19 protein-coding genes are annotated in these 20,878 nt (G+C 69.7%); 10 read left to right on the forward strand and 9 right to left on the reverse strand.

Annotated elements, in window-relative coordinates; all coding sequences use genetic code 11:
- Positions 1 to 134: 134 nt before the first annotated feature.
- Together ACH4YP_RS08960 and pta are read right to left on the reverse strand one after the other, a co-directional pair.
- Positions 135 to 1,355, reverse strand: a complete 1,221-nt coding sequence (locus tag ACH4YP_RS08960; RefSeq protein ID WP_398489980.1) for an acetate kinase — start codon at positions 1,353 to 1,355, stop codon at positions 135 to 137.
- Positions 1,352 to 3,481: a phosphate acetyltransferase gene (pta, locus tag ACH4YP_RS08965; RefSeq protein ID WP_398489982.1), complete on the reverse strand. Its 2,130-nt coding sequence runs from the start codon at positions 3,479 to 3,481 to the stop codon at positions 1,352 to 1,354. The genes ACH4YP_RS08960 and pta overlap by 4 nt, the downstream gene beginning before the upstream one ends.
- A gap of 275 nt (positions 3,482 to 3,756) precedes the next feature.
- Between pta and ACH4YP_RS08970 the strand changes: the two genes are divergently transcribed.
- The gene (locus tag ACH4YP_RS08970) at positions 3,757 to 4,782 is read left to right on the forward strand and encodes an ATP-dependent 6-phosphofructokinase (RefSeq protein WP_055614533.1); all 1,026 of its coding nucleotides are present in this window, start codon (positions 3,757 to 3,759) and stop codon (positions 4,780 to 4,782) included.
- Between the two features lie 119 nt (positions 4,783 to 4,901).
- Here ACH4YP_RS08970 and ACH4YP_RS08975 read toward each other — a convergent pair whose 3' ends face one another.
- Positions 4,902 to 5,615: a helix-turn-helix domain-containing protein gene (locus ACH4YP_RS08975; RefSeq protein ID WP_398489983.1), complete on the reverse strand. Its 714-nt coding sequence runs from the start codon at positions 5,613 to 5,615 to the stop codon at positions 4,902 to 4,904.
- 213 nt (positions 5,616 to 5,828) lie between these two features.
- Between ACH4YP_RS08975 and ACH4YP_RS08980 the strand changes: the two genes are divergently transcribed.
- Positions 5,829 to 6,281 carry a PPOX class F420-dependent oxidoreductase gene (locus ACH4YP_RS08980; RefSeq protein WP_398489985.1) on the forward strand — a complete coding sequence of 151 codons (453 nt, stop codon included), beginning with the start codon at positions 5,829 to 5,831 and terminating at the stop codon, positions 6,279 to 6,281.
- Positions 6,282 to 6,409: 128 nt separating this feature from the next.
- Complete coding sequence (locus ACH4YP_RS08985) at positions 6,410 to 6,838, forward strand: hypothetical protein (RefSeq protein WP_398489986.1); 429 nt, start codon at positions 6,410 to 6,412, stop codon at positions 6,836 to 6,838.
- Positions 6,839 to 6,956: 118 nt separating this feature from the next.
- Here the strand turns inward: ACH4YP_RS08985 and ACH4YP_RS08990 are convergent, their stop codons facing one another.
- Genes ACH4YP_RS08990 through ACH4YP_RS09000 form a run of 3 tightly spaced genes read right to left on the reverse strand, consistent with a single transcriptional unit; the run spans position 6,957 to position 10,129 of the window.
- The gene (locus tag ACH4YP_RS08990; RefSeq protein WP_361061373.1) at positions 6,957 to 7,802 is read right to left on the reverse strand and encodes a carbohydrate ABC transporter permease; all 846 of its coding nucleotides are present in this window, start codon (positions 7,800 to 7,802) and stop codon (positions 6,957 to 6,959) included.
- Position 7,803: 1 nt separating this feature from the next.
- Entirely contained in the window at positions 7,804 to 8,751 is a 948-nt protein-coding gene (locus ACH4YP_RS08995) for a sugar ABC transporter permease (protein ID WP_361061374.1), read from the reverse strand.
- Between the two features lie 10 nt (positions 8,752 to 8,761).
- Positions 8,762 to 10,129, reverse strand: a complete 1,368-nt coding sequence (locus tag ACH4YP_RS09000; protein ID WP_361061376.1) for an extracellular solute-binding protein — start codon at positions 10,127 to 10,129, stop codon at positions 8,762 to 8,764.
- A 183-nt stretch (positions 10,130 to 10,312) separates the two neighbouring features.
- Between ACH4YP_RS09000 and ACH4YP_RS09005 the strand changes: the two genes are divergently transcribed.
- Positions 10,313 to 10,441 carry a hypothetical protein gene (locus ACH4YP_RS09005; RefSeq protein ID WP_398489988.1) on the forward strand — a complete coding sequence of 43 codons (129 nt, stop codon included), beginning with the start codon at positions 10,313 to 10,315 and terminating at the stop codon, positions 10,439 to 10,441.
- On the opposite strand, the gene ACH4YP_RS09010 is transcribed toward ACH4YP_RS09005, so the two are convergent.
- Positions 10,438 to 11,130 (reverse strand): response regulator, encoded by a 693-nt coding sequence (locus ACH4YP_RS09010; protein ID WP_327396639.1) that lies wholly within the window; start codon positions 11,128 to 11,130, stop codon positions 10,438 to 10,440. The two genes, ACH4YP_RS09005 and ACH4YP_RS09010, sit on opposite strands and share 4 nt — an antisense overlap.
- On the reverse strand, positions 11,127 to 12,881 hold the full coding sequence (locus ACH4YP_RS09015; protein ID WP_398489990.1) for an ATP-binding protein: 1,755 nt from the start codon (positions 12,879 to 12,881) through the stop codon (positions 11,127 to 11,129). The genes ACH4YP_RS09010 and ACH4YP_RS09015 overlap by 4 nt, the downstream gene beginning before the upstream one ends.
- A 144-nt stretch (positions 12,882 to 13,025) precedes the next feature.
- Here ACH4YP_RS09015 and ACH4YP_RS09020 point away from each other — a divergent pair, with 144 nt between their 5' ends.
- Together ACH4YP_RS09020 and ACH4YP_RS09025 are read left to right on the forward strand one after the other, a co-directional pair.
- Positions 13,026 to 14,411 carry a cation:dicarboxylate symporter family transporter gene (locus ACH4YP_RS09020; protein ID WP_398489992.1) on the forward strand — a complete coding sequence of 462 codons (1,386 nt, stop codon included), beginning with the start codon at positions 13,026 to 13,028 and terminating at the stop codon, positions 14,409 to 14,411.
- A gap of 554 nt (positions 14,412 to 14,965) precedes the next feature.
- On the forward strand, positions 14,966 to 15,886 hold the full coding sequence (locus tag ACH4YP_RS09025) for an NAD(P)-binding domain-containing protein (protein WP_361061382.1): 921 nt from the start codon (positions 14,966 to 14,968) through the stop codon (positions 15,884 to 15,886).
- A 173-nt stretch (positions 15,887 to 16,059) separates the two neighbouring features.
- Here the strand turns inward: ACH4YP_RS09025 and ACH4YP_RS09030 are convergent, their stop codons facing one another.
- Entirely contained in the window at positions 16,060 to 17,019 is a 960-nt protein-coding gene (locus tag ACH4YP_RS09030; protein ID WP_398489993.1) for an NAD-dependent epimerase/dehydratase family protein, read from the reverse strand.
- Positions 17,020 to 17,058: 39 nt separating this feature from the next.
- Between ACH4YP_RS09030 and ACH4YP_RS09035 the strand changes: the two genes are divergently transcribed.
- The 4 genes from ACH4YP_RS09035 (at position 17,059) to ACH4YP_RS09050 (ending at position 20,826) form a co-directional block, all read left to right on the forward strand.
- Positions 17,059 to 17,580 carry an Lrp/AsnC family transcriptional regulator gene (locus tag ACH4YP_RS09035; RefSeq protein WP_361061386.1) on the forward strand — a complete coding sequence of 174 codons (522 nt, stop codon included), beginning with the start codon at positions 17,059 to 17,061 and terminating at the stop codon, positions 17,578 to 17,580.
- A gap of 29 nt (positions 17,581 to 17,609) precedes the next feature.
- Positions 17,610 to 18,038, forward strand: a complete 429-nt coding sequence (locus ACH4YP_RS09040) for a MerR family transcriptional regulator (RefSeq protein ID WP_361061388.1) — start codon at positions 17,610 to 17,612, stop codon at positions 18,036 to 18,038.
- Positions 18,035 to 18,367: a thioredoxin gene (gene trxA, locus ACH4YP_RS09045; RefSeq protein ID WP_361061390.1), complete on the forward strand. Its 333-nt coding sequence runs from the start codon at positions 18,035 to 18,037 to the stop codon at positions 18,365 to 18,367. The genes ACH4YP_RS09040 and trxA overlap by 4 nt, the downstream gene beginning before the upstream one ends.
- Positions 18,368 to 18,531: 164 nt before the next feature.
- Positions 18,532 to 20,826, forward strand: coding sequence for a HelD family protein (locus tag ACH4YP_RS09050; protein ID WP_398490051.1), 2,295 nt, complete (start codon positions 18,532 to 18,534; stop codon positions 20,824 to 20,826).
- Positions 20,827 to 20,878 lie beyond the last annotated feature (52 nt).

Here is a 20,878-nt window from a genome sequence, read left to right on the forward strand (position 1 = left end):
TATCGGTTTGTTTCGCTACGGAATATTCCGTCTGGTGGAAGACACAAATGGGCGGGTACGCGCTCAGGCGTGGGCCTGACCGGTGTCCTCGGTGCTCTCGTCGAGCGGCTCGTCGGCTGCTCCCCGGCGGCTCCTCAGGCGTTCCCGTGCCCCACGAGTGCGTAGGTCTGGTCGGCGATCTCCAGTTCCTCGTCGGTCGGTACGACGGCCACCGCGACCCGCGCGCCCTCGGGCGAGATCAGGCGCGGCTCGCCGGACCGTACGGCGTTCAGCTCGTCGTCGACCGCCAGGCCCAGCGACTGAAGGCCCGCGATCGCGGCCTCGCGCACGGGGGCGGCGTTCTCGCCGACGCCCGCCGTGAAGGCGACCGCGTCGACCGTGCCGAGCACCGCGTAGTACGCGCCGATGTATTTCTTCAGTCTGTGTATGTAGATGTCGAAGGCGAGTCGGGCCTGTGCGGCGTCCTCGGCACCCTCGTCGATGCGGCGGCGGATCTCACGCATGTCGTTGTCGCCGCACAGGCCGATCAGACCGCTCCTCTTGTTGAGAAGAGTGTCGATCTCGTCCGTGGACATCCCGCCAACACGCATCAAATGGAAGATGACCGCGGGATCCATGTCTCCGGAGCGGGTACCCATCACGAGCCCCTCCAAGGGCGTCAGTCCCATGGAGGTGTCCACGCACCGGCCCTTCTCGACCGCCGACGCCGAGGCGCCGTTGCCGAGGTGCAGCACGATGACGTTCACCTCCTCCGGCGACTTGCCGAGCAGCTCGGCGGTCGCGCGGGACACGTACGCGTGCGAGGTGCCGTGGAAGCCGTACCGGCGGATGCGGTGCTCGTCGGCGGTCTTCACGTCGATTGCGTAGCGGGCCGCGGCCTCCGGCATCGTCGTGTGGAACGCGGTGTCGAAGACGGCGACCTGGGGGAGGTCCGGGCGCAGGGCCTTGGCGGTACGGATGCCGGTGAGGTTGGCCGGGTTGTGCAGGGGCGCCACCGGGATGAGGCGCTCGATCTCGGCGAGCACGGAGTCGTCGATGACGGTCGGCTCGGTGAAGGTCATGCCGCCGTGCACGACCCGGTGGCCGATCGCGGCCAGCTCGGGGGAGTCGAGGCCGAGCCCGTCCCTGGCCAGCTCCTCGGCGACGGCCTTCAGGGCCGCTTCGTGGTCGGCGATCGGCCCGGTCGTCTCGCGGGTCTCGCCGGTGGCGATGGGCGTGTGCTTCAGCCGGGAGGTCTCCTCGCCGATGCGCTCGACGAGGCCCACGGCCAGCCGGCTGCTGTCGCTCATGTCGAGCAGCTGGTACTTCACCGACGAGGAGCCGGAGTTGAGGACGAGGACACGGGTGGCGGTCACTTGGCGGAGGCCTTCGAGGTCGGGGACGCGGAGGGGGTGGCGGCCGAGGGGCCCTGCTGGGCGGCCTGGGCCTGGATCGCCGTGATGGCGACGGTGTTCACGATGTCTCCGACCAGGGCGCCGCGGGACAGGTCGTTGACCGGCTTGCGCAGGCCCTGGAGGACCGGCCCGACGGCGATCGCGCCGGCCGAACGCTGCACGGCCTTGTACGTGTTGTTGCCGGTGTTGAGGTCCGGGAAGATCAGCACGGACGCCTGCCCGGCGACCTCCGACCCCGGCAGCTTGGTGGCCGCGACGGTCGGCTCGACGGCGGCGTCGTACTGGATCGGCCCCTCGATCTTCAGGTCGTCGCGGCGCGAGCGGACCAGCTCGGTGGCCGTGCGCACCTTGTCGACGTCCGCGCCCGAGCCGGAGGTGCCGGTCGAGTACGAGAGCATCGCGATCCGCGGTTCGACCCCGAACTGCTCGGCGGTGGCGGCGGACTGGATGGCGATGTCGGCCAACTGCTCGGCGTTCGGGTCGGGGTTGACCGCACAGTCCCCGTACACGAGGACCTTGTCGGCGAGGCACATGAAGAAGACCGAGGAGACGATCGACGCTTCCGGCTTGGTCTTGATGATCTCGAAGGCCGGGCGGATGGTGGCCGCCGTGGAGTGCACGGACCCGGACACCATGCCGTCGGCCAGGCCCTCCTCGACCATCAGCGTGCCGAAGTAGTTCACGTCCGAGACGACGTCGTACGCGAGCTCGACGGACACCCCCTTGTGGGCCCGGAGCTGGGCGTACTTCTCGGCGAACCGGTCGCGCAGCTCGGAGGTCTGCGGGTCGATCAGCTGGGCGCCACCGAGGTCGACGCCGAGGTCGGCGGCCTTCTTGCGGATCTGGTCGACCGGGCCGAGCAGCGTGAGGTCGCAGACACCGCGGCGCAGCAGCACCTCGGCGGCGTGCAGGACGCGGGCCTCGGTGCCCTCGGGCAGCACGACGCGCCGCTTGTCGGAGCGGGCCTGCTCAAGGAGCTTGTGCTCGAACATCATCGGCGTGACCCGGCCGCTGCTGGGCGCCGAGACCCGCTTCAGCAGGCCGCCGGTGTCCACGTACCGTTCGAAGAGACCGAGGGCCCGCTCCGCCTTGCGGGGGGTCGCCGCGTTCAACTTCCCCTCCATGCCGAAGAGTTCGGACGCCGTGAGGAAGGAGCCGGTCTCGACCGCGATCACCGGGGTGCCGGGGGCGAGGCGGGCGGCGAGGGTGAGGATCAGGTCGCTCGGCCGCTCGTTCAGGGTGAGCAGGACGCCTGCGATGGGCGGGGTGCCGGCGCTGTGCGCGGCGAGGGCGCCCACCACGAGGTCGGCGCGGTCGCCGGGCGTGACGACCATGCAGCCCGGGGTCAGCGCGCCCAGGAAGTTCGGCAGCATGGCGCCGCCGAAGACGAAGTTCAGCGCGTCGCGTGCGAGCCCCGAGTCGTCGCCGAGGAGCACCTTGCCGCCGAGGGCGTGGGTGATCTGGGCGACCGTCGGCGCGGAGAGCGCGGGCTCGTCCGGCAGCACGTAACACGGCACGGGGAGGCGGTTGTCGAGCCGCTCGTGTATCTCGGCGCGGTCGGCCGGGGCGACCCGGTTCACCACCATCGCGAGCACGTCGCAGCCGAGCCCGTCGTAGGCGCGGAACGCGTTGCGGGTCTCCGCGAGCACCGACTCCGAGGTCTGCTTGCGGCCGCCCACGACCGGGATCACGGCGGCGCCGAACTCGTTCGCCAGCCGGGCGTTGAGCGCGAGCTCGTCGGGGAACTGCGTGTCCGCGTAGTCCGTACCGAGCACGAGGACGACGTCGTAGTCGCGGGCCACCCGGTGGAAGCGTTCGACGAGCTGCGAGATCAGCTCGTCGGCGCCCTGCTCGGCCTGGAGCGCGGACGCCTCGTGGTAGTCCATGCCGTAGACCGTCGCCGGGTCCTGGGCCAGCCGGTAGCGGGCCCGCAGCAGCTCGAAGAGACGGTCGGGGCCGTCGTGGACGAGAGGGCGGAACACCCCCACCCGGTCGACCTGGCGGGTCAGGAGCTCCATGACTCCCAGCTCGATGACCTGGCGGCCGTCTCCTCGGTCGATCCCGGTCACGTACACGCTGCGCGTCACGCGTGCTCTCCGTTTCCTCCGATAGCGGTAAAAAGACAGCCGTTATCATCGGCTGTGCCCTCTTGACAATACCTCCGGGCATGGTTAGAGCGCCCGTCGCGGCAAGGGGCGGACGGCGGCTCCGCCAAGGGGGAGCGGGGGCTTGAGGGGCGCGCCGAGGGCGTGCGCAGGCGCGAAGGCGAGGACAGCGCCCCCCTGTCGCCCATGAAACAATCGGACCGGCTCTCAGGTACCACAGGAGAAACAGCCCAACAGCGAGCAGGAGAAACAGCACGATGCGCATCGGAGTTCTCACCGCAGGCGGCGACTGCCCGGGGCTGAACGCAGTGATCCGGTCGGTCGTGCACCGAGCCGTCACGAACTACGGCGACGAGGTCATCGGCTTCGAGGACGGTTACGCGGGACTGCTCGAAGGCCACTACCGGGGCCTCGACCTCGACGCCGTCAGCGGCATCCTCGCCCGCGGCGGCACCATCCTCGGCTCCTCCCGCCTCCAGCGCGACCGGCTCCGCGAGGCCTGCGAGAACGCGCAGGACATGGCGCGCGAGTTCGGCATCGACGTGCTGATCCCGATCGGCGGCGAGGGCACCCTGACGGCGGCGCGCATGCTGTCGGACGCGGGCCTGCCGGTGGTCGGCGTCCCCAAGACGATCGACAACGACATCTCCTCGACGGACCGCACCTTCGGTTTCGACACCGCGGTCGGTGTCGCCACCGAGGCGATGGACCGCCTCAAGACGACCGCCGAGTCCCACCAGCGGGTGATGGTCGTCGAGGTCATGGGCCGGCACGCCGGGTGGATCGCCCTGGAGTCCGGCATGGCCGCCGGCGCCCACGGCATCTGCCTGCCCGAGCGGGCCTTCGACCCGGCCGACCTGGTCAAGATGGTCGAGGAACGCTTCGCGCGGGGCAAGAAGTTCGCCGTCGTCTGCGTCGCCGAGGGCGCCCACCCCGCCGAGGGCACCATGGACTACGGGCACGGAGCGATCGACCAGTTCGGCCACGAGCGCTTCCAGGGCATCGGCACGGCGCTCGCGTACGAACTGGAGCGCCGCCTCGGCAAGGAGGCCAAGCCGGTCATCCTCGGCCACATCCAGCGCGGCGGGACGCCGACTGCCTACGACCGGGTCCTTGCGACGCGCTTCGGATGGCACGCGGTCGAGGCCGCGCACCGGTCCGACTTCGGCCGGATGACCGCGCTGCGCGGCACGGACGTGGTGATGGTGCCGCTGGCGGAGGCGACCACCGAGCTCAAGACGGTCCCCAAGGACCGGATGGACGAGGCGGAGTCGGTCTTCTAGGCGGCCTTCTAGTCGGTCTTCTACGGGACCGGTTGTCCAGGCGGCTTCGGAGGGCCGGGCCGGGCGGTCGTTACGGACTGCCCGGCCCCGGACATCTCGGCAGCCGTTGCCAGTTGCTGTCAGGCGCTGTTGCGCTGGACCACCGACCAGAAGCGGTCGACGATCCGGTCCAGGAAGTCCCGGCCCGCGTCGTCCGCCTCACCGGCTGCCGCGCCGCCGCTCCAGCTCAGCGTGGCCACCATCTGCCCCTGGTACTCGGAGTGCAGCGCCCGCAGCACATCACCCACGAGCCGCCGGTCCAGCGGCAGCAGCTTGCCCACCGGGCGTACGTACGCCTGCCAGCGGGTCGTCACCGCGTTGCGCAGCATCTCCGCCAGCTTCGTCTCGTGGCCGGTCACCGTGACGAGGTCCGCCAGGGAGAGATCGAGCACCTCGGCGAGCGCCGAGGACTGCCGGTCGTTGCCGCGCCACTCGTCCGCCTCCTCCATCCGTACGTACACGAGGAGTTCGAGCCCCACGGCACGCGCGACGTCCTCGGCCGCGAGACCGCGCGCGATGCGGTGCTCGCGCAACGTCCGTGGCGCGCCGATGAGATCGCCCGGCGAGCACCACAACACACCCGCGAGCGCGGTGAGTTCGGTACTGCTCGGCGCGGCTATGCCCTGCTCCCAGGCGACGACCAGGTCCGGGGTCACATAGGGCAGCCCGAACGAGGCCTGCATGCCGTACGCGACATGCTCGGGCCCCATCCGGAGGGCGAGACGCAGCTTGCGGGCGGCCGGGGCGTCGAAGGGCGGGGTGGGCTGTTGGGCAGACGGTTGGTGCACGCGCACAACGTATGGGGGCGGGGCTGCGGTGACTACGATCTGTTCGGCCAGGATTACGGATCGTGTGAACCTACGGTTTCGTATGTCCGTCCGAGGCCTGTCCGAGGCTTGTTCGGGGTGGCCGAAGATCGGCTGGTAAGGGGGTGGCGTGGAGATCAGGATGGCGGGCAGGGGCTCGTGCGGACGAGCCGGACGGACGGAACGAAGGTGGCAAGCGCCGTGAGCAGGATCGAAGGGCATATTCGCGAGCGACTGCTGGCGCCGAACTTCTGGCATCTGGCGACCGTGGGCGCGGACGGCTCACCGCAGGTGTCGCCCATGTGGGCGGACCTCGAAGACGAGTACGTCATGGTCAACACGTCGATGGGCCGCGTGAAGGAGGAGAATCTTCGGCGCAATCCGTTCGTTTCTCTGTCCCATCACGACACCGAGAACCCCTATGACCGGGTGGAGATCCGGGGGCAGGTCGTCCGCTTCGTCGAGGGCGAGGTGGCCGAGCGGGCCATGGACCGGCTCACTCTCAAGTACATCGGCGAGGACCGGTATCCGTGGCTGCTGCCGGGAGAGCGGCGCGTGATGATCCTGATCCAGCCGACGCGGGTACGGCATGTGGTGGGCGTGGAGAAGTTCCGGCCCGGGGTGCTGCCGGAGGCTTCCGAACTCGCCGAGTGATGCCACTCCGTCTTCCTGAGTGACGCAAGCCCGTCTCCCCGCCGTTCGGTCCGCGGGCCGGCTCTCCCGTTGTCAGTGCCGACTGGCAGTGTTCGGAGCCCAAGTCGGCCCAGACGAAGGCGGGTTCAATGAAGGTGCTGGTCAGTGACGAGGTTCATGTCGAGTACGGACAGATCTTCGTGGAGGGCGGCGGGGGCGAACTCGACCTGTACAACGCCTTCACCGGGCAAGAGGGCGTCGGGCTCTGCGGGGGCGGGACGGACGGGACGCTGATTGTGCAGACCGGTCTGTACATAGGCCGCGTCCGCTTCACCGCCGAGCTGCATGACAGCCCGCCCACGCTGGACGAGGCGTGGGAGGAGATCGTCGAGGTCCCGTTCCGGCCGGTGTCGCAGGAGACGAAGCTGCAGCAGTGGAACGGGAAGGCCTCGTGGGGGCTGGGTCTGGAGGAGCGCGACTACCGCGTGCGGTACTCCGCCAGTGGTATGGACGCCGGCCGGAGCAAGAACGTCCGGGAGGACGACGAGCCGCAGACCGACGACCGGTATCTGCTGTAGTTCTGGCCCGCCCCGCTCGAACCGGCCCGACTGCTCAAGCAGACCGGCGGCGCGGCCGCGTACTGGCACAACTTCGCCACCTCACCTGTGGGTTGACCGCCTGAGCGGTCCTCCCTCCTCACCCCTTGACCGCCCCGCCCAGAGCGAAGCCCCCGCCCAGCCGCCTGGCCACCAGCACGTACAGCAGGACCACCGGTGTCGAGTAGATGATCGAGAACGCGGCCAGTTGCCCGTACACCACCGTTCCGCGGTTTCCGAAGAAGTCGTTGATGCTCACCGACGCCGGCATCTGGTCCGGGGTCAGCAGCAGCATGAAGGGGACGAAGAAGTTGCCCCACATCATGACGAACGAGAAGACGGTCACCACCGCGACGCCCGGGCCCATCAGCGGCAGCACGATCCGCAGGAGGGACTGGAACGAGGACGCGCCGTCCGTCCAGGCCGCCTCCTCCAACTCCTTCGGTACGCCGTCCATGAAGTTCTTCATCAGCCAGATGGCGAAGGGCAGTTGGGACGCGGCGAAGAAGAAGATCGTGCCCTGCATCGTGTCGATCAGGTCCACCTGGACGAACAGGGCGTACACGGGAACCATGATCGCCGTGATCGGCAGGCTCGTCGCGAAGATGATGGTGAGGAGGAAGGGGCGGTTCAGGCGGGAGCGGAAGCGGGACAGCGGGTACGCCGCCAACGCCGCGCACACCACCGTCAGCAGCGTCGCCCCGCCGCACAGGATCAGGCTGTTGAGCATCGGCGTGAACGTGATGTCCGGCTTCAGGACCGCGTCGAAGTTGTCGAGGGTGACGCCGTCGGGGACCTTCACCAACAGGTCGGCCTTCGGGTCCACCGACGAGAGGAGCACCCAGGCGAGGGGGAGGACGAACGCGGCCGCCACGAAGAGAAGGCCCGCGTCGGCGGCGTAGCGGCGGCTGTTGCGGCGGGTCGCGAGGGTCGTACTGCCGGGCATGTCAGACCTCCGTCCGCAGCAGGCGCATATAGACCAGAGAGAAGAGCGAGCCGACCACCAGAAGGAGCAGGGCCACGGCCGTTCCGTAGCCGATCATGCTTTTCTGGAAGGCCTGTTCGTACATGAAGAGCGGGAGTGTCTGGCTGCGGTTTCCCGGGCCGCCTCTCGTCATCACCCAGATCAGACCGAAGACCGAGAGGGTCTGGAGGGTGTTCAGCATCAGGTTCGTACCGATGGAACGGCGGATCATCGGCAGCGTGATGTGCCACATCCGCCGCCAGCCGCCCGCGCCGTCCACCTCCGCCGCCTCCGTGATCTCCTTCGGGATCTCGTTCAGGGCCGCCGAGTAGACCAGCATCGAGAAGGCCGTTCCCCGCCAGACGTTCGCGAAGGACACCGCGAGGATCGGCAGCGTGAACAGCCAGTTCTGGGACGGGAGATGGAGCCAGTCCAGCACGGCGTTCAGCGTGCCCTCGCGGCGGAAGAAGGCGTACAGCAGGAATCCCGCCACGACCTCCGGCAGCACCCACGCGGCGATGACGATGCCGCCGGTGAGCGTACGGACCGGCTTCGACGCGCGCTGCATCAGCACCGCCAGGGACAGGCCCAGCGTGTTCTGGCCGATCAGGGAACTCAGCACCGTGAACACCAGCGTCAGCCATACGGCGTTGAGGAACGCGTCGTCCTTGAACGCGGCCCGGAAGTTGTCGAAGCCGATGAACGACGACTCGGCCTGGCCGGTGAGCTGCAGATCCGTGAAGGCGATGTACGCGCAGTACGCGATCGGGCCGGCCAGGAACAGGAGCAGCAGGACGACGGCGGGGGAGACGGGCAGCGCGCGCGTCAGGGCACGGCGGACGTCGCGGCGGCCGGCGGGCGGACGCGGTGGGGCGGCAGGCCCCGGCGCGGTCTTCACCACGCCGGGGCCCGCCGGAGGCGCGGAGGTCATGAGCGGCTGGTCACTTCTCGATGACCTGGTTGTCCGTGGCCGTCCTCAGTTCCTCGTCGTAGCCCTTCGCCGCCTGCTCGACCGAGCTGTCGCCCGTCGTCACGCCCTCCATCGCCTCCTGGACGGCCGTGGAGACCTTCGGGTACGCGGGATACGCGGGGCGGTAGTGCGTGCTGGCCACCAGATCGGTGAAGAACTTGATGCCGGGCTGCGCCTTCACGTACGCCGGGTCCTCGGCCACGTCCGTGCGCACCGAGATGCCGGAGTTGGCGATGTACCACTTCTGGGCGTTCGCCTTCGTCTGCATCGTCTTGATGAACTCGAAGGCCAGGTCGGGGTTGCCCGCCTTGCTCGGGATCGCCCAGGTCCAGCCGCCCGACATGCTCACCTTGCTCGGCGACTGGCCGTTCTGCGTCGGCATGTGCGCGAGGCCCAGCTTCTGGGACCACTCCGGCCATTCGTGGCCGCTGCCCTCCAGCCAGTCCTGGGGGAGCCAGGAGCCGTCGAGGTTGATGCCGAGTTTGCCCTCGGGGAGGAACTCGCCGCGGACCCTGGTCGCGATGTTGGGGTCGAGGGCGTCCGAGACGTCCGGGCCGAGCTTCTCCTTGAAGACCGTCTCGACGAACTCGAGGGAGTCCTTGAAGCCCTGGCTTCCCGTGATCCACTTCTTGGACGCCGGGTCGTACAGAGGACTTTCGTTGGCCCCGCTGGTCGTCCCGTAGAGGAGCATCTCGAAGCCCTGCATGGTGGCCGCTTCACCCGCGGGCTTGCCCGTGTAGATGTTCATGGGGATGACGCCGGGGACCTTCTCCTTGATCGCGCGCGCCGCGTCGAGGATGTCCGCCCAGTTCGTCGGCTGCCAGTCGGCGGGGAGCCCGGCCTTCCTGAAGATGGCCTTGTCGAACCAGAGGCCCCGGGTGTCGGTGCCGTCGGGGACGCCGTACGTCTTCCCGTCCTCGGCCTGCGCCGCCTCCTTCGCCGTGTCGATGAACTGGTCCCAGTCGTCCCACTTGGAGAGGTACGGGTCCAGCGGCATGAGGTAGCCGCTCGTGATGTCGGAGTTGATGAGGAACGTGTCCTCGTAGACCAGGTCCGGGGCGGTCTTCGGCGAGCGGAGCATCTGCTGGAGTTTCGTGTAGTACTCCGAGTCCGGGGCCTTGATCGGGACGAGTTCCACCCTCTTGCCCGGGTTCGCCTGCTCGAACTGCTCCTTGATGTCGGCAAGGTACGTGTCCATCACCTTGATGGAGTTGTCCGTCGACTGTTTGAAGGAGATCTTCACCGTGTCCGGATCACTTCCGGAGCCGGTGCCGCAGGCGCTGAGCGCGGTGGCGGTGAGCAGGGTGGCGACGAGAAGTGGAACGGCTGTGGGGCGCACGGGTACAACCTCCTGCTGGCCGACGTCTTTGTGGCCGGGTTGGGCTGCACGAGAACCTAAGAGGGCCGGTCCAGCCAGGTCAATGACTTTTCATGAGCAGTCCGCCACAGTGCGTACGGTCGCGCACACTCAAGGTACTGACGAGCGGTCCGCCCGGCGGGATGCCGCGCGTCCGGAAGGGGAGTGCGACATGTCGAACAGGACGTGAGCGTAGGGCAGTTGCCGCTGGGCGAGTACCAGAACGTGAAAGACGAGCAGAAGGCTGTGACCGGGTTCCGCGACAACCTGCTGTACGCAGGGGTGTCCGGCTAGCCCTTCACCCACCGGTACTGCAGCTCCGGTCTTCCCACCTGCCCGTACTGGGGGCTGCGCCCCGCTCGCCCCGCGTCCACCAGGTGTTCCAGATAGCGCCGGGCCGTGATCCGGGAGATGCCGACGGCCTCGGCGACGCCCGTCGCGGTCAGGCCCTCGGCGGAGTCGCGCAGGGCGCGGGTGACCCGCTCCAGGGTGGGTGAGCTGAGCCCTTTGGGCAGGGCCGCCGGGCCGGGGGCCCTGAGGGTGGCGAGGGCGCGGTCGACCTCGTCCTGACCGCTGGCCTCGCCGGCCGCCGCGTGGAACTCGGCGTAGCGCACCAGGCGGTCACGGAGGGTGGCGAAGGTGAACGGCTTCAGTACGTACTGCACCACTCCCAGCGACACCCCCTCCCGCACCACCGTCAGGTCGCGCGCCGAGGTCACCGCGATGACGTCCGCGTGGTGGCCGGCGGCGCGCAGCGAACGGGCCAGCTGCAAGCCGTGCACGTCCGGCAGGTGGAGGTCCAGAAGGAGCAGGTCCACGGGCATGCGGTCCAGCGCCCGGCGTGCCTCCGCGCCCGTGTGGGCCTTGCCGACGGCCGTGAAGCCGGGCACCCGCCCCACGTACAGGACATGCGCGTCCGCCGCGACCGGGTCGTCCTCGACGACCAGGACGCGGATGTCCCGCGAGGGGGAAGGCGTGCTCATACGGTGCCTCCGTGCGGCGTCGGCTCGGGCGCGGGCTCGTGCGTGGGCCGAGGACCGCCGTCGGACCCGTCCACGGCCCCTGACCCGTCCCTGGCCGCGTCCACGGCCCCTGACCCGGACTCGGGCCCGGCGTGGACCCTAGTCCTCCCCCGCCCCGCCGTCGGCAGCGGCAGCCGAACCTCGAAGGACGCCCCGCCGCCCGGGGCCTCGGCCACGGTCAGTGTCCCGTCGTGCCGGGCCACCGCCTGCCGTACGAGGGCGAGGCCCAGCCCCCGTCCGCCGGGCCCGGCGGGCTTGGTGGACCAGCCGCGCTGGAAGACCGCCTCCGTGTGGGCCGGGTCCACGCCCGTACCGGTGTCGACGACCCGCAGGACCAGCCCCTCGGCGTCCGCGATCGCCGTGACCGTGACACGGGCGCCGGCCGAGCCCTGTGCCGCGTCCACGGCGTTGTCGATCAGGTTGCCGAGGACCGTCACCAGGTCACGGGAGGGCAGTGACTCCGGGAGCAGGCCGTCGTCGATGCTGCTGTCCTCGGAGACCACCAGCTCGACGCCGCGCTCGTTCGCCTGGGCCGTCTTGCCCAGGAGCAGCGCGGCGAGCACCGGCTCGCTGACCGCCGCGACGACCTGGTCGGTCAGCGCCTGGGCCAGTTCCAGCTCGGCCGTGGCGAAGTCGACGGCCTCCTCGGCCCGGTCCAGCTCGATCAGGGAGACGACGGTGTGGAGGCGGTTGGCGGCCTCGTGCGCCTGTGAGCGCAGGGCCGTGGTGAAGCCGCGCTCGGAGTCCAACTCGCCCATCAGGGACTGCAGTTCGGTAACATCGCGCAATGTCACGACCGTGCCCCGGCGCTCGCCGCCCGACACCGGCGAGGTGTTCACGACGAGCACCCGCGACTCGGTCAGATGCACCTCGTCCACCCGCGGCTCCCCGGACAGCAGCGCCCCCGTCAGCGGAGTCGGCAGACCGATGTCCGCCACCGAGCGGCCCACCACGTCGTCGGTCACATCGAGCAGCTCGCGCCCGCCGTCGTTGACCAGCGCCACCCGGAACTGCCCGTCCAGCATCAGCAGCCCCTCGCGCACGGCGTGCAGCGCGGCCTCGTGGTAGTCGTGCATCCGGCTGAGCTCGGCCGCGTTCATCCCGTGGGTGGAGCGCCGCAGCCGGGCGTTGATGACGTACGTACCGACGGCACCCAGGGCCAGCGCGGCCGCCGCGACGCCGATCAGGGCCTGCACCTGGCCCTCCACCCGCTGACTGATCTCGTCGACCTTGATGCCCGCGCTGACCAGGCCGACGATGCGGCCGTCGTCGTATATCGGCGTGACGGCCCGCATGGACTCGCCGAGGGTGCCCGTGTACGTCTCGGTGAAGGGATGACCGAGGAGCGCGCGCTGTGTGTGGCCGAGGAAGCGCTTGCCGATCAGGTCCTTGTTGGGGTGGGTCCAGCGGATGCCCTCGGGGTTCATGATCGTCACGAAGTCGACCTGGGCGTCGCGCTGCACCGCCGTCGCGTACGGCTGGAGCGTCTTCGTCGGGCCGGCGGTACGGATGGCCTCCCGTACCGAAGGGGAGTCCGCGACCGACTGGGCCACCCCCATGGCCTGGCGGCCCGCCGCGTCCTCGGCCTGACTGCGGTCACTGACGTAGGTGAAGAGCGCACAGCCCGCGACCACGACCGCGACGAGCACGGCCTGCATGGCGAACAGCTGACCAGCCAGGCTGCGGGGTCGGGGGGCACGGGGGAGGCGCATGGAAACAGTGTGCCCCTCCGGATAAGTGCGAACTAAATGAACGGAAGGGTGACGGCCCTCACAGGGCGGGAGATAGTCACCGACAACCCCCGGACGTGAGCCGCACGCCGGATGATGCCGACGACGTCGTCAAGGAGGGCAGCCGTGACCAGTACATCCGATACGGCACCTGCCGCTCCCGCTGCCAAGCGGGACCGCACCCACTACCTGTACATCGCGGTGATCGCCGCCGTGGCCGCCGGCATCGCCGTGGGCCTGATCGCTCCCGACTTCGCGGTCGAGCTGAAGCCCATCGGTACCGGCTTCGTGAACCTGATCAAGATGATGATCTCGCCGATCATCTTCTGCACGATCGTGCTGGGCATCGGCTCGGTACGGAAGGCCGCCAAGGTCGGCGCGGTGGGCGGCATCGCGCTCGGCTACTTCGTGGTCATGTCGTTCGTCGCCCTCGCCATCGGCCTGGTCGTCGGCAACATCCTGGAGCCCGGCACGGGCCTCGCGGTGACCGACGCGATCAAGGACGCCGGTCAGGGCCAGGTCACCGAGGCCAAGAACACCGAGGAGTTCCTGCTCGGGATCATCCCGACGACGATCGTCTCCGCCTTCACCGGCGGCGAGGTCCTGCAGACCCTGCTCGTCGCGCTGCTCGCCGGGTTCGCGCTCCAGGCCATGGGTTCTTCCGGCGCCCCGGTCCTGCGCGGCATCGAGCACATCCAGCGCCTGGTCTTCCGCATCCTCGCCATGGTGATGTGGGCGGCGCCCATCGGTGCGTTCGGCGCGATGGCGGCGGTCACCGGCTCGGCGGGTCTGGACGCCCTCAAGAGCCTCGCCGTCCTGATGCTCGGCTTCTACGTCACCTGTTTCCTCTTCGTCTTCATCGTGCTGGGCGCGATGCTGCGGATCGTCGCCGGCCTGAACATCCTGTCGCTGTTCAAGTACCTGGGCCGTGAGTTCCTGCTGATCCTGTCGACCTCCTCCTCCGAGTCCGCCCTGCCGCGGCTCATCGCGAAGATGGAGCACCTGGGTGTCAGCAAGCCCGTCGTCGGCATCACCGTCCCGACCGGTTACTCCTTCAACCTCGACGGCACCATGATCTACATGACCATGGCCTCGCTGTTCATCGCCGACGCCATGGGTACGCCGATGTCGGTGGGCGAGCAGATTCCGCTGCTCCTCTTCCTGCTGGTCGCCTCCAAGGGCGCGGCGGGTGTCACCGGAGCGGGTCTGGCCACCCTGGCGGGCGGCCTCGCGTCCCACAAGCCCGCGCTGGTGGACGGCATCGGCCTGATCGTCGGCATCGACCGCTTCATGAGCGAGGCCCGCGCCCTGACGAACTTCGCAGGCAACGCGGTCGCCACGGTGCTGATCGGTACGTGGACCAAGGAGATCGACAAGGGCCGCGTCGACCAGGTGCTCGCGGGGCAGCTGCCCTTCGACGAGACGACCCTCCTGGACGACGGCCACGGTTCCGCTCCCGCCCCGGTGGAGGTCCCGGACCAGCCGGAGGACAAGACCCTGGCCAAGGCCTGACCCCAGGCCCGGGCCCGCCCCGGAACTCCGGGCGGCTGGGTGCATCCCCCGTCGCTCAGCCGCCCGGTCGCTCCGCTCACCCCGCAGTTCCCCGGCCACCGGCCGGTGGCCCCGGTTCTCCCCGACCGGGCCCACCGGCCGGTGGCGTTTGGGCGGGCGGGGTGATCGGCAGGGCGCGGGCGGCCGGTCGCCGAGTGCGCAGTTCCCCGCGCCCCTAAAGGCGCCAAAGGCCCGGTCACGCCCCAGCGGCGCCGCGAGGAACGGCGAGCTCGACCTGCGACGACCTGAGGCGTACAGGCGTACAGGCGTACAGGCGTACAGGCGTACAGACGGGCCTGGACGCTCCTTCAGGGGCGCGGGGAACTGCGCGCCCAGCCCCCACCGCCCCAGCCATGCCCACCGCCCCGCACCCCTGATCGCCCCCAGCGGCGCAAGCCGCCCCCCCCACGCCCATGCACCCGGTTCCCGCAGGGTTACCCACTTACCTTTCGCTCAGTATCTGAGTAAATAGTGCGTACTTGTGGCGAGTTGGGCCCGCGACCAGCATGGTCCGTATGACAAATGACCTTGGAAAGACACCCGTCGCCGTCCTCGGCCTGGGCGCCATGGGCCAGGCCCTCGCCGCCGCGTTCCTGAAGGCGGGACACCCCACCACCGTCTGGAACCGTTCCCCCGGCAAGGGCGACGAGCTGGTCGCGAGGGGCGCGGTCCAGGCGGCCGGCGCCGCCGAAGCCGTACGCGCCGCCGAGCTGGTCGTCGTCTGCGTGGTCGACCACGACGCGGCCGGGACGGTCATCGACTCCGTCGCCGACGAGCTGTCCGGCCGGGTGCTGGTCAACCTCACCTCGGACACCCCGGAGCGCGCCCGCGCGACCGGCGCCTGGGCGCAGGAACGCGGCATCGACTACCTCGACGGCTCGATCATGGTGCCGGTCGACCTGATCGGACAGCCACCCGCGCTGATCTTCTACAGCGGACCGCGTGCCGCGTACGACAAGCACGAGACGGCGCTCAAGGCGCTGGGCGGCAAGCCCGCCCACCTCGGCGAGGACCAGGGACTGGCCGCCGTCTACGACCTCGCACTGCTCGACTACTTCTACGGCTCGATCTCCGGCCTGCTGCACGCGTACGCGCTCGCCGGTGCCGACGGGGTGCGCGCGGCGGATCTGGCCCCCTACCTGGACACCATCACCGCCTTCATGCCGTCCGGCGCCGCCGAGGCCGCTCAGCACGTCGACGCGGGCAGCCACCCGGGCGAGGCCGCCAACCTCGGCATGATGGCGTCCGGTGTGGGCCACGTCCTGGAGTGGGCCGAACACCGCGGCCTCGACGTGAGCACCCTCCGCCCGATCAAGGAGGTCTACGACAAGGCCGTCGCCCTCGGCCACGCCGCCGACAGCTGGACACGCACGATCGACGTCGTACGAGGCGACGCCGACCCGGCCCGCGGCGCCCGAGCGACCCAAACCGTCTGACGAATCCGCAGGGCGAGGCAACTGTCGCGTGAGTCCCAGCGACACGCCGAGTTCACGGCGTGTCGCTGGGACTCACGGCCCACTTACCGGGGGATCCGACGGATTCGCCGACAGCCATCGCACCGAGCCCGACGGCGCTCACCCGCAGACCGCCAACTGTGCGGTAACGCCTGTCAGTTCGCCTTCCCGAGTGTCTCCGCCACGGCACGCGGCAGCCATTCCCGTGCCTTGCCGAAGGTGAACCCGAGCCGCTCGGCCCGCGTGTTGTCCATCCCGTACGAGCGCGCGAAGGAGAACGGTGAGAACCCCCCGACCTCGACGGGCCGGAACACGGTCCTTCCGCCGGGGAGGTGTTCGGCCAGCGCTTCGCACAACTCCTCGGTGGTGAGCACCCCGTGGGACGCGGCGTTCACCGGCCCGGTGAACTCCTCGCCCGCCGCCCACGCCAGGAAGTCGGCGATCTCCTCGACGTGGATGTACGTCGCCGGGTGGTTCGTGGCGGGGACGGAGATCGCCCTGCCCGCGCGGATCCGCTCGGAGTAGTGGTCGAGCCGTCCGGTGAAGTCGTCCTCCCCGCCCAGCACATGGGCCACCCGCACGGCCACGTACGGAAACCCGGGTTCGGCCGCGAAGACCGCCTCGGCCTGCCGCTTGCCCTCGCCGTAGTGGGCGTCGAGGAACTCCGGCTCGTCCCAGGGGAGTTCGAGATCGACGGGGACCGTACGCGGGTCCACGGCGTCCTCGCGTACGAGCTCCGCCGAGTCCTCGTACTCGTACACCTCGACCGTCGAGGTCATCACATAGCGGCGCGTGCGTCCCGCGAAGACGAGACCGGCGATCTCCGCCTGCCTCGGTGTGTAGCAGACCTGGTCGATGACTGCATCGAAGGTCCGTGAACCGAGCGCCTTCTCAAGGGAATTCTCGTCATTGCGGTCGGCGACGAGATGAACCGTTCCCGGGGGAGGCGCCGACGAGCCGCGATTGATGACGGTGACCCTGTCTCCCGCGGCCGTCAGCCTGGCTATCAGCCGCTTGCCGAAATACCGGTTTCCGCCAATGACACACACCTCGCGCACGGCGCCCCTCCCGTAATGCTCTTCACCGCGATCCTGCTCCGCGGACCCTGTGGTCATAATTCTTCCTTCGTACGAGTGAGGTCTGAAGGGGGAGTCATGGGAGATCCGGCCGCGATACCGAAAGAACCACGGCAGCTGCGAGCGGCCGCCAACGAAACGTCGGTGGGCTTCGACGCGCTGGACCGGCAGATCCTGGAACTGCTCCAGATCGACGGCCGGATCAGGCTCAGCGAGCTGGGCCGCCGGGTCCGGCTGTCCCCGGCGGCGGTCGCCGAACGCGTCCGCCGGCTGGAGTCCGTCGGCGCCGTCACCGGCTACGGCGCCCATGTCTCGCCGTCCCGTCTCGGCTACGGCATGCAGGCCTTCATCCGCGTCAACCCGCACGGCGGCTACACGCTGAAGCACCCGAGGACTCTGGAGCTGCTCGCCCGGCCCGAGATCACCGAGGCCCATCACGTCGTCGGCGAGGACTGCTGGATCCTCAGGGTCGCGGTCGAGGACACCCTCCACCTGGAGGAGGTCCTGGAACAGACCTCGGCGCTCGGCCGTACGACGACGTCGATCCTCCTGTCGTCCCCCGTGGAGCGGAAGCCTCTGCTGCCGCCGGCGTTGCCTTGACGCCAGGGTCAAGGATTACGTTCGTGGGCATGCGAATCGGCGAGCTGGCGGCGCGGGCCGGGACCACCACGCGGACCCTCAGGTACTACGAGTCGCGGGGGCTGCTGCCCGCGCGGCGGGGGAACAACGGGTACCGCACCTACGACGAGGACGATCTGAGGCTGCTGCGGCAGATCAGGACGCTGCAGGACTTCGGGTTCGACCTGGAGGAGACGCGGCCCTTCGTGGAGTGTCTGCGGGCCGGGCATCCGGAGGGCGACTCCTGCCCCGCGTCGCTCGCCGTGTACCGGCGCAAGCTGGGCGAACTCGACGCGCTGATCGGTGAGTTGCAGGCCGTGCGTGTGCATGTCGGCGACCAGCTGGCGAGGGCCGAGGCGTCGAGGGACGAGCTGGCGGCCGGGGCGGAGGTTCCGGGCGGTCCGGAGCCCGTGTGCGAACTGGGAGGGACCTTCAGGTGATCAAGGCAGCGGGTGTGGCCGAAGTGACGGACGCGGACTTCGAGGCGGAGGTGATCGGGGCGGAGCTGCCCGTGCTGGTGGAGTTCACCGCCGACTGGTGCCCGCCGTGCCGGCAGATCGCGCCGGTGCTGAGCGCCGTCGCCGCCGAGGAGGGAGACCGGCTCAAGGTGGTGCAGCTGGACGTGGACACGAATCCGGAGACCACGAACGCGTACGGGGTGCTGTCGATGCCCACGCTCATCGTGTTCCGCGACGGGCAGCCGGTGAAGTCGATGGTGGGCGCCCGGCCCAAGCGACGGCTGCTGGAGGAACTGGCCGACGTGCTGTAGCCGGACGGTCGGCAGGCGTGTCCGCCGGTATCCGTCGGCCGAAACCCCCAGGTAAACAGGAAATCCCCCGCGGCCAATTGCCTGCGGGGGATTTCCTTGCGTATATTGAATGGTTCGCGACTTCAAGGAACTTGGTCGCGAAAGAAGTTCACTAGGCGCAGTATATCCGGCCGGGAGCGGAATTGTCAAACAGGGGATCACACACAGAATTCACCGACGATGAATTGAGGCACGAGCAGGAATTCATCGACGGTCTGTACGCGCGCGTGGACGCCCTGCGCGGCGGCACCGAGACCGCGGTGGCGGACGCGCTCGCGCAGGGCAGCACGCCGATGCAGGCCCGCCTGGAGCGGGACGTCCTCGTCGCCGAGCGCTCGGGCCTGCTCGCCGCGCTCAACGCGGTGGACGGCTCGCTCTGCTTCGGCCGTATCGACCTGAACACGGGACTCACCCACCACATCGGCCGTATCGGCATCCGCGCCGACGACACCGAGCACACCCCGATCCTGATCGACTGGCGGGCCCCGGTCGCCCGCCCCTTCTACCTCGCCACCGGCCACACCCCGATGGGCCTGCGCCGCCGTCGGCACATCACCACCGAGGGCCGCTCGGTCGCCGCCCTGCATGACGAGATCCTCGACCTGGGGGACCGGCAGCGCACCGGACACGAGGACCCGACCGGCGACGCCGTGCTGCTCGCCGCCCTCAACTCCGCGCGCACCGGCCGCATGAGCGACATCGTGCAGACCATCCAGGCCGAGCAGGACCGCATCATCCGCGCCCCGCACCGCGGAGTGATGGTGGTGGAGGGCGGCCCGGGCACCGGCAAGACAGCCGTCGCGCTCCACCGGGCGGCCTATCTCCTCTACGAGCACCGGGAGTTGCTCGCCAAGCGTGCCGTCCTGATCGTCGGCCCGAACCCCGCCTTCCTCGGCTACATCGGCGAGGTGCTGCCCTCGCTCGGCGAGACGGGCGTGCTGCTCGCGACCGTCGGCGAGCTGTACCCCGGGGTGAGGGCGACCGCGTCCGACACCCCCGAGGCCGCCGCCGTGAAGGGCCGCGCCGAGATGGCCGACGTCCTGGCAGCCGTCGTACGCGACCGTCAGGCGCTGCCCGACCCGGTGATCGCCATCGAGCACGAGCGGGACATCCTGATGCTCGACGCCGGTCTCGTAAGCGTCGCCCGTGACCGCACCCGCGAGGTGGACCTGCCGCACAACGCGGCCCGCGAGCACTTCGAGGGCCACATCCTCAACACCCTCACCGACATGCTCGCCGAGCGGATCGGCACGGACCCCTTCGACGGCACGAACCTGCTCGACCCGAGCGACGTCACCCAGATCCGCGACGAGCTGGCCGAGAACCCCGAAGTCTGGGCCGCCATCGACCAGTTGTGGCCGCGCGTCACCCCGCGGCGGCTGATCGCGGACTTCCTCGCCGAACCCGACGCGTACCTCTGTGAGGCCGACGCGAACGCCATCCGCCGTACGGTGACACGGGCGTGGACCACCGCCGACGTCCCCCTCCTCGACGAGGCCGCCGAACTCCTCGGCGAGGACGACCGGTTGGCGAGGGCCGCCGCGGAACGGGAGCGCAACCAGCAAGTCGCGTACGCCCAGGGCGTGCTGGACGTCTCCTACGCCTCCAGGACGTACGAGTTCGAGGACAAGGACGACGAGGACGCCGAGGTTCTCTCCGCGCACGACATCATCGACGCCGAGCGGATGGCCGAGCGCCACGAGGAGGACGACCACCGCAGCGCCGCCGAACGGGCCGCGGCCGACCGTACCTGGGCGTTCGGGCACATCATCGTCGACGAGGCGCAGGAGCTGTCGCCGATGGCGTGGCGCCTGCTGATGCGCCGCAGCCCCACCCGGTCGATGACGCTGGTCGGCGACCCCGCGCAGACGTCCGACGCGGCGGGCGTCGGCTCCTGGTCGGACATCCTCCAGCCCTATGTCGAGGACCGCTGGGAGCACACCCGCCTCGCGGTCAACTACCGCACACCGTCCGAGATCATGGACGTGGCGGCGGCCGTCCCGCGCGCGGAGAACGCGGACTTCGAGCCGCCGAGTTCGGTCCGCTCGACGGGCGTACGCCCGTTGGTGCGCGAGGCCGCCGACGCCGCCGAGCTGCCCGGCGCCGTGGAGAAGGCCGTCGCGGAGCTGGCTCCCGCCGAGGGGCGCCTCGCGGTGATCGCGCCGCGCGACCTGCACGCGGCCCTGGCGGCACGCCTCGACGGGGTCACGGCCGGGGCGCAGCCCGATCTGACCCGTTCGGTCGTGCTGCTGGACCCCCGTCAGTCGAAGGGGCTGGAATTCGACGCGGTCCTCGTGGTCGAGCCGGCCCGCTACGGCACGAGCGATCTGTACGTGGCCCTGACGCGGGCCACGCAGGCGCTGGGGATCGTACACACGGGGGAGCTGCCGAAACCGCTGGCGGAGGCGGTGAACCGATAGGCAATCGCCACATCCTCCGCAGACATCACCAAGTCGTAACAGTTGGTGTCTT

Origin of the sequence: Streptomyces sp. NPDC020747 (assembly GCF_044334695.1) — a bacterium.
In the GTDB taxonomy this organism is placed as follows: domain Bacteria; phylum Actinomycetota; class Actinomycetes; order Streptomycetales; family Streptomycetaceae; genus Streptomyces.